Below are 13,871 nucleotides of genomic sequence, written 5' to 3'. Positions count from 1 at the left end.
GCAGCCGCCGGGGGGCCGGTTCCGTCCGCCATCCGGGCGAGGAGGCGGACCGGTCGACACCGCAGGGGCTCGGGCGGGATGAAACATTCAGCGGTCACGCCGGGATTTAGACCGGCTTCGCCGCCCTCTCTGTCCTGGTTGTGACGGACCGCCCTTCCCAAGGTCCCCGGGGGCGCGGTGTTTAACGCCCGACCGGATCGAGCCCTCCGATCGCCGTGCTGGATCGGTCCGCGTGTGTGGCAATAACCTCCGGGCACTCGGCACTCCTGCAACGGATGAGGTGTGAATTGACCGCACGCTCGCGAGGACGTCGCCTGTCGACGTCGATCGCCGCCGCCATCGCGGCGATGGCCGCCGCGCTCCTGCCGCTCAGCCCCGCACACGCGGCGTACGGCGCGGACCAGCCGGTCTACCTGCAGTTGGTGAGCAACGACGGCAACGCGACGCAGCTCGCCCTCCTGGACGGCACGGTGGCGTTCGACGACGGCAACACGAAGTACCGCTACTCGCTGCGCCTGTGCTGGCAGCACGCCTATCCCGCGCCCTACTTCCTGATCAACGTCAACGGCACCAGCTCGTCCTGGCCGACCCAGACCGGCACGACGTCCGTTGCCGGGTGCTCGCAGACCTTCCTGTACAGCGGAGAGGTGAACTTCGGCAGCACCGTCCGCAACGTCCGGTTCGACGTGACCGGAGGGTGGTTCGGCAGCAACGGCCAGTACCAGACGCGCACCAAGAGCACCGGCACCTACGACAACCCCTACAACTGAACGCGCACTCCGCCCGCGACGGCGGGGACGGCTGAACGGCGAGGTCTCCGGCAGGCGGTTCACTAAGGACCGCCGATGCCGGAGACCTCGTCGCCGTTCCGGCGGCGCGGCACGCCGCACGGCGCTACTCAGCCGTGCCACTCAGCCGCGCCCGGCCGTGCCGCCGATGGGCGGCGATTCCTATCCGAGCCGCCACACGTGGAAGGCGGGGCCGTCGTCGGGCAGGACGACCGTGCCGTCCGGGCCGGGGACGATCGCGGCCCCTCCGTACAACGGCGTCCCGACCGCCCCGAGCGGCAGCCGTACGGGCTCGTGGGCCGTGCGGGCGGCGAACACGAGCAGCCGTTCCCCCGCCCTTTCCCGGACGAAGGCCAGCGCGTCGCCGGAGGCGTACAGCCAGCGCAGCCCGCCGTGCCGCAGGGCGGGCTCGTCCCGGCGCAGCGCCGCGAGCCGCCGGTAGGCGTCCAGGGTCGCGGTCCGCCACCGATCCGGCCGGTCCCAGGGCATGGGACGGCGGCCGTCCTCACCCCAGGCGCCCTCCAGCCCGAGCTCGTCCCCGGCGAGGACCATCGGGGCGCCCGGCAGGGTGAACATCAGGCCTGCGGCGATCTCCACGAGCGCCTCGTCCCCTCCGCACACCGTACGGATGCGGGCCGTGTCGTGCGAGCTGAGGATCGACCACGAGTGGACGAGGGAGCGCCAGGACGTGCGGGCGGCGAAGGCGCGCATCGTCCGCACGATCCGGTCCGCCCCGAGCCGCGGGATGGGCGCGGGCACGCCGAGGAACGGCAGGCGGACGTCCGGCCCGCGCAGCCAGGACCACACCGGCCGGGTGAAACCGGCGTAGTTCATCGTGCCGTGCCAGCCGTCGCCGTCCAGGTCGCCCGACGCGTCGTGAGCGTGCTCGGCGACGAGCAGCGCCTCCGGGTTCTCCTCCGCCGCGGCCCGCCTGACCAGGGCCGCGACCTCCCGGGTGAGGTCGATCTCCCTCAGCCGCCCGGTCATGTTGGCGACGTCGATGCGCCACCCGTCCAGCCCGAAACGCAGCCACCTGCGGACGACGGAGTCGGCGTCGCCGGCCATCAGGCGGCGCAGGCGCTCGCCGGTCCAGTTCAGCTTCGGCAGGGAGGCCACGCCCATCCACGCCTCGTAGCCGAGGGCGTCGTCGCCGAAGTGGAACATCTCCCGCTCCGCGGCGTCCTTGTCGCGCGCCGCCGCGACGAACCACGGGTGGGTGGAGCCGCAGTGGTTCGTCGTGAGGTCGCCGAGGATGCGGATGCCGCGCCGGTGCGCCTCGTCGACCAGCGTCCGGTAGGCGGCGTCGCCGCCCAGCAGCGGATCGACCTCGGTGAGCGAGGACGCGTTGTAGCGGTGGTTGGACGGCGCGGGAAAGACCGGCGTCAGATAGAGGGTGTTCATCCCGAGGCCGGTGACGTGGTCGAGCCGCGCCGTCACGCCGTCCAGATCGCCGCCGAAGACCTGGACGCTCGTGTCCGGCCCCGCGCCGGTGACCGGGTCGTCCCAGCCCGCCGGCACCGCCCACGCCGGGTACGTCCGGTCCGCCCCGGAACGGGCGAAGCGGTCGGGGAAGATCTCGTACACCATCGAGTCGGCGGCCCAGGCCGGCGGGGGCGCGTACGAGACCAGGCGGAAGTCGGCGGAGTCGGGCACGTCGTGGTGGTGCAGGCCGGCGGCGTTGAGCCAGCGGTAACCGCCGTCGCCGGTCAGCAGGAAGCGGTAGCGGGTCACCGGGTTGCGGACGGTCACGTCGGCCCGCCACCAGATCTCGTCCGGTGTCTCCCGGTCGACCACCGCCTCGGTGTAGTGCGCCTCGCCGTCCGGCGTCGACCGCACGTGGACCCCCGTGCGGTGGTCCTTCGGGGTGCGGAGGAACACGGTCACGGTCTCGCCGGGCTCCGGCGCGAGCGTGCTGACGTGGTCGGCGGAGCCGTCGTGGTGGAATCCCCGATCGAGCAACTGTCATCCCTTCACTGCGCCCGCGGTCAGCCCGTGGACGATGTAACGCTGGAGGAACTGGAAGACGGCGACCGTCGGTATCGCGGTGAGCAGCGTGCCGACGGCGAACATGCCGAAGTTGGCGTTGCGCTGGTCGGCGAGCAGGCCGAACAGGCCGACGGCCAGAGTGCGCGCGTCGTCCCCGGTCAGGAAGACGCTCGCGATGAGGAACTCGTTGATGGTGGCGATGAAGACCAGCAGCCCGCTGATCGCCAGCACCGGGGCCGCCAGGGGCAGCACCACCCGGCGGAACGCCTGGGTGTGACTGCACCCGTCGATGAGCATGGCGTCGTCCAGCTCCTTCGGGATCGAGTCGAAGAAGCCCTTGATGAGCCAGGTGTTCACCCCGACCTGCCCGCCGATGTAGAGCAGGACGACGCCCCACACGCTGTCGAGCCCGAACTCCGGCCAGTTGTCGCTGATCGCGCTGAAGATCACGTACAGCGGCACGATGGCCAGGAACTGCGGGAACGCCTGGATGACGAGGAGGCTCACCAGTCCCGCCCGCCGCCCGGCGAAGCGGAACCTGCTGAAGGCGTACGCCGCCAGCGCGGAGACCGCGACGGACAGGGCGGCGGTCAGCCCGGAGACCACCACCGAGTTGCGGTACCACGTCCAGAACGGCGTGGTGGTGAACAGCTTCACGGCGTTGCCGAACCCGGCCCGCGCGGGACGAGGGTGGCCGAGTTCAGCGTCCCGATCGGGTCGAGCGCCGCCGAGACCACGAACACGATGGGCAGCACGGCGAACGCCGTGACGGCGACCGCGGCGGCGTGCCGCGCGGCGAGACCGCGCATCAGCGCACCTCCTTGAAGGCCCGGGTGCGCCGGAACCCGGCGACCGAGATCACGGCGACGATCAGGTAGACGTAGATGGAGATCGCGGAGGCCAGGCCGTACTGCGCGCCCTGCTGGCCGAAGGCGAGCCGGAACGTGTACGTGATGAGTAGGTCGGTCGCCCCGACCGTCGGGTTGTCCGACGGGAACGGGCCTCCGGCGGTCACCAGGAACACGCCGTTGAAGTTGTTGAAGTTGAACGCGAAGGACGACACCAGCAGCGGCGCGAGCGCGAGGAGCAGCAGCGGCAGGGTGATCGTGCGGAACCGCTGCCAGGCGCTCGCCCCGTCCACCTGCGCGGCCTCCAGGTATTCGGCCGGGATCGTCTGCAGCGCGCCGGTGGCCACCAGGAACATGTACGGGAAGCCCAGCCACAGCTGCACGAGCAGCACCGACGCCCGCGCGGTGAGCGGCGTGCCGAGCCAGTCCACGTCGAGGCCGAGCAGCCGGTTGACCAGGCCGAAGTCGGTGTTGAACATGTCCCGCCAGACCAGCAGCATCGCGAAGGCCGGCATGGCGTAGGGCAGCACGATCAGGGTCCGGTAGATCCGGACGCCACGCATGCGGGGATGGTGCAGCACGAGGGCCGCGGCCACCCCGAGCGCGGCGGTCAGCCCGACGACCGCGACCGCGTAGAAGAGGTTCCAGGCGAACACGCCGAGGAAGTGCGTGTTGATCTTCGGGTTGGTCACCGCGGCGGTGAGGTTGGCCCATCCGACGCCGACCTTCCAGCCCTGCGGCAGCGCGCCGCCGTCCGGGGCGGTGAACCTGCCGTGCTCGTCGTCGGCCCGCCAGACGCGGTTCCCGCCCTTCACGCAGTCGCAGTCCGCGTCGTAGGCGAGCGTCGCCCTGCCCTCGTACGCCCGGGTCAGACCCTGGGCGCGGATCGCCCCGCCGTCCACCGGCACGGAGAGGGAGTCGACCTCCTCGCCCCGGGCGGCGGCCTGGGCCGGGGTCAGCACCGTGTACCCCTCCGCCGCCGTGACGCGCCCTCCTGGGCCGAAGGTCGCGCCGCCGATCTCGCGCAGCCCGTCCCCGGTCCCTGCGTACGCCCTGCGCCTGGCCGGGTCGGCCAGCAGGAAGACGAGCGCGTCGCCCTGCTCCGCCACCGTCAGCCGATACTCGGCCGACCCGGCCTCCCGGCGTACGGACGACGCCTCGATGGCGGCGATCGCCTCCTGCTTGGTGCCGAGGTGCCCGTCGCCGATGTTGGTCAGCGCCAGCGACATCGTGTAGAGGACCGGGAACACCTGGAACGCGAGCAGCAGCAGCGTCGTGGGCAGCAGATACTTGGGGGGAAGCCGGCGCGGCGACAGGTAGACGTACAGGGCCGCCGCGGTGACCACCGCGACGATACCGACGCCCAACCGGTTCCCGGCGGAGACCAGCGGCGCGGCGGCCCACAGCGCCACGCCGACGATCAGGCCGAGGGCCAGCACCCGGCCCAGCGTCGCGGCCGTGGAGCCCGGACCGGCGGTCCGGGACCGTCCGGCCCCGGACCTGGCGCCTCCGCCCCCGGAGGCGGCGCCGCCGGAGCCGGAGGGGGAGCCGCGCCGGCCGGGCCGCAGCCCCGAGCCGTGCGTCACGGTCATCCCGCCTGCCCGAGCTGCTCGGCGATGGCCTTGCCCGCGGCCTCGACCGCCGGCTCGACCGGGTCGCCCTTGACGACGGAGTGGATCAGCGCGTTGAACGGCTGCCACACCGCGACCATCTGCGGGATCGCGGGCAGCGGGACGCCGTCCTTGGCCGCGGCCTCGAACTTGGCGACGTCGGGGTCCTTCGCGGCGGCGTACTCCAGCGCGGTCCTGAGCGCGGGCATGCGCGGCTCGGCGTCGAACAGCGCCTTGGCGACCTCGTCGGAGGCGAGCGTGTTGGTGACGAACTCCTGCGCGAGGGCCTTGTTCCTGCCCTTGCTCGCCACGAAGAAGGCCTGGACGCCCACGAAGCTGCGGGCCGGGCCGCCGCCCTTGAACGGCGGCACCGGAGTGACGTCGTACTTCACCCCCGCCGTACGGACGTCGGCCAGGCGCCACGGCCCGGACACCAGGAACGCGGTCTTGCCCTCGGCGAACATGGCGGCCGAGTTGTCGGAGGTGAACGAGCGCTTCAGCGCGCCCGCGCCCTTCTCGCCGAGCGCGGCGATCTTCTCGAACGCGGCGACCGACGCCGGGGTGCCGACGCCGAGGTCGGCGGGGTCGGGGTCGCCGTTGGGCTTGGTGCCGAACAGATGGCCGCCGCCGGAGGTGTAGAGCGGGTACAGGTGGTAGGTGTCGCCCGACTGCCCGTTCTGCTGGCTGACCGGGTAGCCCACGACCTCCTTGACCTTGCCCTGCTCCTTGAGTTCGCGCCCGGTGGCGACGAGCTCGTCGAACGTCTTGGGAGCCTCGGGGGCGAGGTCGGTGTTGCGGTAGAGCGCCAGGTTCTCCACGGCGTACGGCACGCCGTAGACTTGGCCGTCGTAGGTCACGGCCTTGCGGGCCACGTCCACGTAGCCGGACAGCCGGTCCTCGGTCATCTGGATCGGCTCGATGAGCCCGTTCTGGACCAGGTTGCCGATCCAGTCGTGCGCGCCGACGAGGACGTCGGGGCCCTTGCCCGCCTGCGAGGCGGTGACGAACGTCTGCTGCTGGTTCTGCGCGACCACGACGACCTCGGCCTTGATCCCGTTCTCCTTGGCGAACGCCTCGGCGAAGGGCTTGAGGGTCGCCGACCGCATCTGGTCGGCCCAGATGGTGAGGGCGGCCGACGAGGCGGCTGGCCCGGCCGGTGACGCGTCTCCGGACGTCTCGCCGCCCGCGGTGCCGCCGCCGCAGGCCGTCAGCGTGAGGCAGGCGGTCAGCGCGACAAATGATCTGCGCACAGGATCGCTCCAGGTGAGAGGGGCCGTAGCCCGGAAAGAGGGGGGTAACCGCGCGGCGTGGCCCGAAGTTAACAGCGGGTTTCCGCACCTGGAAGACGTTGCAGAAAATTGCTGCTTTGTTTCAAGATGCCTTGCGGCGTTCCAGCGACTGATCGGAAACAGCGACGATGGCAGCACGGCTCGACGAGATCGCCCGGCAGGCGGGAGTGAGCAAGGCGACGGTCTCGCGGGTGCTCAACGAGCGCCCGGGTGTCAGCGTGCGAGCCCGCACGGCCGTCATGGCGGCGATAGAGGCGCTGGGCTACGAGCGGCCGAGCACCATGCGCCCGCGCAGCTTCGGGCTCGTCGGGCTCATCGTCCCCGAGCTGCAGAACCCGATCTTCGCCCTGTACGCCGAGGTCATCGAGACCAACCTCGCCAGGCACGGATTCACGGCCATGCTCGGCACGATGACGCCGGAGGGCTCGGGGGAGGACGAATACGTCGGCATGCTGCTCGACCGCAAGGTCTCCGGCATCGTCTTCGTCTCCGGCCTGCACGCCGACACCCGGATCGACCGCTCCCGCTACGACGACCTGGCCCGGCAGCGGGTGCCCTTCGTGCTGGTCAACGGGCAGGTGCCCGGTCTCGGTGTGCCGTCCCTGTCGTCCGACGACGCCCTGGCCGCGCGGCTCGCCGTACGGCACCTGGCGGGGCTGGGGCACCGCCGCATCGGGTTCCTGAGCGGGCCGGAGCGCTACTCCACCGTGCAGCGGCGGCTGGCGGGCTTCCGCCTCGCCATGCGGCGGCTCGCCGGACCCGGCGCGGGCGACCTGGTCGAGCTGGCCTCCTTCGACGTCGGGGGCGGCCAGTCCGGCGCGGCCCGCCTGCTGGATCAGGGCGCGACGGCCCTGGTGTGCGGCAGCGACCTGATGGCCCTCGGCGCGATCCGGGCGGCCCGCCGCCGGGGCCTGCGCGTCCCTGAGGACGTCTCGGTCGTGGGTGCCGACGACTCGCTGCTGATGGCGTTCACGGACCCCGCCCTGACCACGGTGCGCCAGCCGGTGCTCGCCATCGGCGCGGCCGCCGCGCGGGCGCTGGCCGACCAGGTGAAGGGGCGCGGCGACGGCGGCGGCGAGCGGCTCTTCGACCCCGAGCTGGTCATCCGCGACTCCACCGGGCCCTGCCCTCCGTAGTTCACGGATCGTCGTGCGCAGCGGGGCGGAGAGCTCCCGCGCTCCCCGCCCCGACTTGTCGAAGGGACTACTTGAGGTACGGGCCGTCGGTGCCGATCTTGCCCGGGGCCGGGTTGCCGGGCAGGTCGAGCACGTAGGCGCGCATGTCGCCCTTGCCGTTCAGGTCGATCGACAGGGTTCCGCCGGTGACGGTCTTCCTGTCTCCGGTGACGGCGTCCACGTATGTCCCGTTGGGGATTCCGGTGAAGGTGGCGCCGGAGGAGACGGTGACCAGGACGAAGCTGTCGGTGGACCCGCTGGTGTAGCGGCGCTTGTAGGCGATCGAGCCGGACACGCCCTCGGTGGAGTACTGCCCCATCTGCAGCGCCGGGATGGCCCGGCGGATCTGGTTGAGCCGCTGCAGGTGCTTGACCAGCGGCTGGCTCAGCGTCGTCGCGACCGGGCCGGACGCGCCGGAGACCACGCCGTAGCCACTCGTGGTGACGGTGCCCTCGATCTTGTCTCCGTAGTAGGCGCGGCCGGTCGTGGCGAGCGGGCAGGTGGGCCCGCAGTCGATCTGCTTGCCCTTCTGGAACTCGATCTCCGATCCGTAGTAGAGGGTGGGGATGCCGCGGAAGGTCCACATCAGGCTCATGTTCTCGGCCCAGGCGTCGGTGCCGCCGGCGTAGCGGCTGGACGACTTGTTGGGTCCGTAGTCGTGCGAGTCGACGTAGACGGCGTTGTAGGTGGCGTCGTTGACGCTGTCGTCGGAGTCCTTGCCGTTGTTGAAGGCGTTCTGCGCGTCGGAGAAGTTCATGTGCATGCGCATGTCGATGATGTTCATGCCGGAGAACTTCGAGTGGTCGGGCGCGTGGTAGCTGTTGCCGTTCAGGAAGGCGTTGGTGCTGGTGGGCTGGTTGCCGGTGCCGAGCTGCTCCTCGTAGGTGTACTGCTCGATCGCGGCCTTCTCGTCGTCGGCGCTGTAGTCCTTGCGCTCCTTCCAGGTGTAGAACTGCGCGGAGTGGTTGACCGAGCCGCGGTTCCACTTGTCGTTCACGAACGCGGCGACCTCGCCGAAGACGTAGAAGTCCTTCGCCTTGTCCTCGCCGAACCTCTCCTTGACGCGGTCGTAGATCGCCGGCAGGAAGCGGCGGTTCCAGGTGACCCGGGGGATGTGCACGGCCGTGTCGATGCGGAAGCCGTCGACGCCCATGTCGATGAACCGGTTGTAGGCGTCGATGAGGTACTTCTGCACCTCGGCGTTCTCGGTGTTGAAGTCGGCCAGGTCCTCGTGCAGGCAGCAGCTGCGCGAGTCCTCGCCCTCCCAGTTGCCGATCCAGCACTGGTGGTAGTACTTCGCGGGGAACATCCCGGAGGTCGGGCTCGGCCACTGGCAGTTGTAGATGCGGTATCCCTCGGGGCTGTAGTACTGGGTCGGCGTTCCCCAGTTGCGGCAGGTGTTGCCCGCCGGCTCCTCGGTCGACCACAGGTCGCCGTTGTAGGGCCGTCCCTTGGCCATCTGGTTCTGCGCGGCGGTCATTCCGGGGTCGTCGCCCTGGTGCTCGGCCATCGGGTCGTACTCGCGGCCCGGCTCCTTGGCGCTGTACATCCACTTCCACTGCTCGTCGCGCACGCCGTAGACGGGCGGGACGAACAGTCCCTTGGCGCCCCAACGGGAGCTGTGGTTGTAGACGACGTCCTGGTAGATCTTCAGGCCCTTGGCGTGGGCCTTGTTGATCAGGTCCTGGTAGGTGTAGCCGGGCGTCTCCAGCCGGGTGTCCACCCGGTAGAAGTCCCAGCCGTGGTAGCCGTGGTAGTCGTAGTCGGACCGGTTGAGCACGACCGGGGTGATCCAGATCGCGGAGAAGCCGAGGGCCTTGATGTAGTCGAGCTTGTCGATGAGTCCCTTGAAGTCGCCGCGGAACATCGGGTCGTTGTTCGCCGCGTTGCCGGAGCGGATGTTCTGGCTGCCGCCCCTGTCGTTGGAGGTGTCGCCGTCGTAGAAGCGCGCCGTCATGACGAAGTAGATGGAGTCCTTGCGCGGGTCGCCGCCGAGCGGGGTGCCCTGGGTGGCCGGTGGCGGCCCGTCGCCCGTCGTGACCGAGACGGTGTCGGTGTAGGCGGATTTGTTGCCTGCGGCGTCCAGCGCCCGCACCTTGTAGGTGTAGGTCGTCGTGGCGTCCAGCCCGGACTCCTTGTACGAGGTGCCGGAGGCGGAGCGGACGACGGGGGTCTGCTCGCCCTTGGCCCGGCTGATCTCGTAACCGGTGACGCCGACGTTGTCGGTCGACGCCGTCCAGGTGAGCGTGACGGTCGTGCCCGACGCGGTCGCGGTCAGGCCCGTGGGCACGCTGGGCGCGGTCGTGTCCGGCGGTTCGGGCGTGCAGGGCTCGGGGGCGTTCGCGCGTACGACGCCGTCCTTGACCGTGGTCGTGCCGAGGCCGATGGCGTAGTCGGCGCCGTTGTTGTTGTCCCAGGTGCCCGTGCCGTTGTTGAAGGCGGCCTTGAGCCCCGTCGCGCTGCCGAGGTCGACCGTCTTCTTCGCCCAGTCGGCGCAGGTCTCCTCGTCCATGTCGATGCCCGGGACCGTCGTCCACGAGCCGCCGGTGGGCTGGTAGTGGATCTTCACGGAGTTCCAGCCCCTGGTCTTCTTGTAGTAGAAGACGGTCGCCTTGCCTCCACTCGACGGTGAGGGGGAAGGCGACGGCGAGGCCGTCACGCAGGGGTCGGGGGCGTTGCCGGTGACCACACCGTTCTGGACGACGGTGGTGCCGGTGCCGATGGTGTAGTTCCTGCCCTGGTTGTTGTCCCAGGTGCCGGAGCCGTTGTTGAAGACGACCTGGAAGCTGGTGGCCGCGCCGAGGTCGACGGTCTTCTTCTTCCAGCCGGTGCAGGCGGTGTCCATGGCCACGCCGGGAACGGTGGTCCAGGTGCCGTTGATTCCGTAGTGGATGTTGGCCGGGTTCCAGCTCGTGTAGTAGTAAACGGTGGCGCTGTTGCCCGTGGGTGTCACCGTGGGCGACGGCGAGGTCGTCGTGCCGACGCGGATGGCGACGGCGCTCTTGGCCGGGACGGTGACCGACGCCGTTCCGCCGGGGTTCACCGTCACCGAGCCGCCGCCCGCGACGTTCGGGTACGTGCCGGCGGGCAGGCCGGTGGTGAAGGTGCGGGTGACGCTGCCGTTCTCGTTGTTGATCGCCACCCAGCCCTTGTCGCCGCGGCTGAAGGCGATCAGGTTGCCGCCGTTGTCGGTCCAGTTGCCGACCGAGGTCCCGGCGACCGTGTTGTAGAAGCCCACCATCCCGGCCATCTGACGGTCGAAGCAGGTCCACCGGCCGTTGGAGCAGTCGGTGTCGGTGACGAACCCGCCGTTGGCCGAGGGCGGCCCGGCCTCGCCGTCGCTCCACGTGAAGGAGGAGTAGACGCTGGGCTTGCCGTACGGCCAGGCCAGCATGAAGACGTTGGCCAGCGTGTAGGCGGCGCCGTTCTTGTAGTTGAGGGTGGACCCGTTGCGCTCGGTGTCGTGGTTGTCGACGAACACCATGGCCTTGTCGCTGCCCACCGACAGGCCCCAGCTCTGGCCGAAGCTCTGCAGCCACTTGATCTGGCCGGTGAACTGCTCCTTGAGCTTGCGGCCGTAGACGAACTCGTCCACGTCGCCGATGCCCGTGTACTGGCTCGGCTGGACCGCCTCGCCCTGGCCGTAGATGACCTCCTGGTGGATGTAGGGCGAGCCCTTGAGCCTCGACTTGATCGCCCCGAGGTCGTCTGGGCTGATGTGCTTGGCGGCGTCGATGCGGAAGCCGTCGACGCCCAGGTCGGTCAGCTTGTTCATGTACGCGGCGATCTGGCCTCGCACGTAGTCGGAGCCGGTGTTGAGGTCGGACAGGCCGACGAGCTCGCAGTTCTGCACGCGCCAGGCGTTGTTGCCGTAGTCGGCGTCGTTGATGCCGCAGGTGGGAGAGTGGAAGTCCCCGGAGGAGTAGAGCCCGGGGTAGTCGTACTTGCTGAAGCTGTAACCGCCGTAGCTGGTGGCGCCCTGCCCGGTCATGTGGTTGACGACCGTGTCGACCTGGACCTTCACACCCGCGGCGTGACAGGCGCCGACCATGTTCCTGAAGGCGGTCTCGTCGCCGAACTTGCTGGTCAGCACGTATCGGGCGGGCTGGTAGACGTCCCACCACACCGAGCCGCCCTTGGACATGGAGTCGGCGGGCGGGGACACCTGCACCGACCCGTATCCGGCCGGGCCGAGGACGTCGGTGCACTCCTTGGCCACCGACTTCCAGTTCCAGTTCCACAGGTTGGCGGTCACGCCGGGGCCGGAGGCGGCGCCGGCGGCGGTCTCGGTGAGCGCGGGCAGCGCCACCGCGGTGCCGGTCGCCGTGGTCGCGGTCAGCGCGCCCACGACGATCGCTTTGTACAGTCTCATAGAGCGGGTCTCCTGGACATGAGATCGGGATCCCGTGAAGGCGGCCGGGTGGCGTCAACACCCGGCCCGCTTCCATGAGGTACGCCTGCTTGCGGGCGTACGGATGCTGCGGGTTCGCAGGGGGTCTCCCGGGCGGTCGCGGCCAGGGTCGGGCCGACGGCCGGAGCCGGCGGAGGGCCGGACGTCACGCGGGAGCCGGACACGGACGAGGTGGGGCGGCGCCCTCGCGCCGCGGGGAGAGGGGCACACCATCGGGGCCTCCGTCAGGTTTCCCAGGTGTTGCCTGGAAGTTACTCACCGGACCTGAGTCGTGCAATACCTTGCAGCAAGTTTCAGAAATATTGTTCGGCGTCGCCTGGAAAGAATGCGTGCTCGCGGGATTCGGTCGGGCCGGAATGTCCTCGGGTGACGTCCGAACGATCTGTGCGAGGGGCGGGGAGGGCGGTCTGCCCGGTCTGTGTGAGGGGCTGGGAGGGCGGAGCGGGCGCTCGGCCGGGAGCGATAGCCTCGCGGGGTGAGCCGTACCTCTCGTTCCCGTCGTGCGCCGCGCGCCGCGAGCCCTGTCCCTGCGGCCTGCCGGCCGTCTACGGCGACTGCTGCGGCCGGTTCCACGCGGGACAGGCCGCGCCGACGGCCGAGGCCCTGATGCGCTCGCGCTTCTCCGCGTTCGCCGTCGAGGACGAGGCATACCTGCTGCGGACCTGGCACCCCTCCACCCGTCCGGCGCGGGTCGAGTTCGAGCAGGGCATGCGGTGGACCGGGCTGGAGATCGAGGCGGTCACCGGCGGGAGCCCGATCCACACGGACGGCACCGTCACCTTCCGCGCCCGGTACGCCTATCGGGGACAGCCTGGCGAGATGCGCGAGCAGAGCCGCTTCGTCCGCTACGAAGGCGCCTGGGTCTATCTCGACGCCATCGGCTGAGCCCTGCGAAATTTATGCCGATAGTGGCATTTGAAGGCATTAACGCATGATGTCCGGCCGGAAGGCATAACGACAAAAAATGCGTCATCATCCATGCCGCGCTTGGCATGAGCGGGGCTGAGGCCATGGCGTTGGGTATGAGGCCAACGTTGCTTATGTCCGCGACGAAAGCCCATTGCCGCATGGCCTTGGTAGGTAGGTGCGTTCCACGATGTCTCGCCGCTGCACGTTCCGCTCCCGGCCGTTTCGGGTTCTGACGGCCCGTCGCCTGACGCTGGCCACTCTCGTGGTCGCGGTCGCGTGGAGTGCCGCGGCCCAGGAGGCGAGCGCGCAGTCCCTGCGCGGTGCTCCGATGAGGGTCGTCACCGGCCACGGGGGCGGCGGGGGCCAGGTGGCGGCGGGCGGGACGGCCACGGCGCGGCAGTTCCATTCGGGCAACGGCAAGTTCAACCAGAATCTCAACGGCGTGTTCGCCCCGACCTTCATGATCGGCCAGCAGCAGACCGGCATCACGAATGGCGGGCGCATCAGCACCCAGGGCGCCTTCTGCGGTCCCGGCCCGAGGAAGTGCAAGATCTGGCAGAACATGCCCATCAACGCCAATGGCTGGTGATCGCGGTCGAATACCCGCGGGCCGTCGATTCCACGAATGCGGGGTCGCGCTGACTGATATGGCAATGAAGCCGTAAGACGCCGCGCGCGCCGGGCGCGGGAAACCGGTGGGTCACTAGCCTGAAAAGGCCTGGGCGAAAAGGGGCCGCCCGGAGCATTGCGGCGGCGACTGGCGGGAGCGCGCGATGAAGTGTGAATGGTACGGCGGGACGGCCACGAGGAAGATCGCTCTTGGTCTCCTCGCCTGCGCGTCGGTCGTGGCGGCGC

General features: G+C 70.1%; 8 protein-coding genes and 1 pseudogene. 4 read left to right on the top strand and 5 right to left on the bottom strand.

Annotation, left to right across the window (positions count from 1 at the left end; all coding sequences use genetic code 11):
• Positions 1 to 287: 287 nt before the first annotated feature.
• Positions 288 to 770 carry a hypothetical protein gene (locus tag B1L11_RS13745; protein WP_079314831.1) on the top strand — a complete coding sequence of 161 codons (483 nt, stop codon included), beginning with the start codon at positions 288 to 290 and terminating at the stop codon, positions 768 to 770.
• 180 nt (positions 771 to 950) lie between these two features.
• Here B1L11_RS13745 and B1L11_RS13740 read toward each other — a convergent pair whose 3' ends face one another.
• The 4 genes and pseudogenes from B1L11_RS13740 to B1L11_RS13725 form a co-directional block, all read right to left on the bottom strand.
• On the bottom strand, positions 951 to 2,747 hold the full coding sequence (locus B1L11_RS13740) for an alpha-amylase family glycosyl hydrolase (RefSeq protein ID WP_079314830.1): 1,797 nt from the start codon (positions 2,745 to 2,747) through the stop codon (positions 951 to 953).
• 3 nt (positions 2,748 to 2,750) lie between these two features.
• A pseudogene (locus tag B1L11_RS13735) lies at positions 2,751 to 3,583 on the bottom strand (sugar ABC transporter permease).
• Positions 3,583 to 5,214 (bottom strand): ABC transporter permease subunit, encoded by a 1,632-nt coding sequence (locus B1L11_RS13730; protein WP_079314829.1) that lies wholly within the window; start codon positions 5,212 to 5,214, stop codon positions 3,583 to 3,585. Before B1L11_RS13730 ends, B1L11_RS13735 begins: the two are co-directional and overlap by 1 nt.
• Positions 5,211 to 6,482, bottom strand: a complete 1,272-nt coding sequence (locus tag B1L11_RS13725; protein ID WP_079314828.1) for a maltose ABC transporter substrate-binding protein — start codon at positions 6,480 to 6,482, stop codon at positions 5,211 to 5,213. Before B1L11_RS13725 ends, B1L11_RS13730 begins: the two co-directional genes overlap by 4 nt.
• Before the next feature lie 167 nt (positions 6,483 to 6,649).
• Here B1L11_RS13725 and B1L11_RS13720 point away from each other — a divergent pair, with 167 nt between their 5' ends.
• Positions 6,650 to 7,657 (top strand): LacI family DNA-binding transcriptional regulator, encoded by a 1,008-nt coding sequence (locus B1L11_RS13720; protein ID WP_079314827.1) that lies wholly within the window; start codon positions 6,650 to 6,652, stop codon positions 7,655 to 7,657.
• A 67-nt stretch (positions 7,658 to 7,724) separates the two neighbouring features.
• Here the strand turns inward: B1L11_RS13720 and B1L11_RS13715 are convergent, their stop codons facing one another.
• A complete protein-coding gene (locus B1L11_RS13715) occupies positions 7,725 to 12,068 on the bottom strand; it encodes a carbohydrate binding domain-containing protein (RefSeq protein WP_079314826.1) in 4,344 nt (1,447 codons plus the stop codon).
• A gap of 501 nt (positions 12,069 to 12,569) precedes the next feature.
• On the opposite strand from B1L11_RS13715, the gene B1L11_RS13710 reads away from it, so the two are divergent.
• Positions 12,570 to 12,992, top strand: coding sequence for a YchJ family protein (locus tag B1L11_RS13710; RefSeq protein WP_079314889.1), 423 nt, complete (start codon positions 12,570 to 12,572; stop codon positions 12,990 to 12,992).
• Positions 12,993 to 13,278: 286 nt separating this feature from the next.
• Complete coding sequence (locus B1L11_RS13705; protein WP_143737243.1) at positions 13,279 to 13,605, top strand: hypothetical protein; 327 nt, start codon at positions 13,279 to 13,281, stop codon at positions 13,603 to 13,605.
• Positions 13,606 to 13,871: the final 266 nt, after the last annotated feature.

Origin of the sequence: Microbispora sp. GKU 823, from assembly GCF_002027145.1 — a bacterium.
GTDB classification, from domain to species: Bacteria; Actinomycetota; Actinomycetes; order Streptosporangiales; family Streptosporangiaceae; genus Microbispora; species Microbispora siamensis.
The sequence above is the reverse complement of the archived record's forward strand: the minus strand, read 5'-3'. Positions and strand labels throughout refer to the sequence as shown.

Coding starts and splice junctions, on each gene's coding strand:
- B1L11_RS13715 (WP_079314826.1), bottom strand. CDS start 12,068: ATGAGACTGTACAAAGCGATCGTCGTGGGCGCGCTGACCGCGACCACG.
- B1L11_RS13730 (WP_079314829.1), bottom strand. CDS start 5,214: ATGACCGTGACGCACGGCTCGGGGCTGCGGCCCGGCCGGCGCGGCTCC.
- B1L11_RS13720 (WP_079314827.1), top strand. CDS start 6,650: ATGGCAGCACGGCTCGACGAGATCGCCCGGCAGGCGGGAGTGAGCAAG.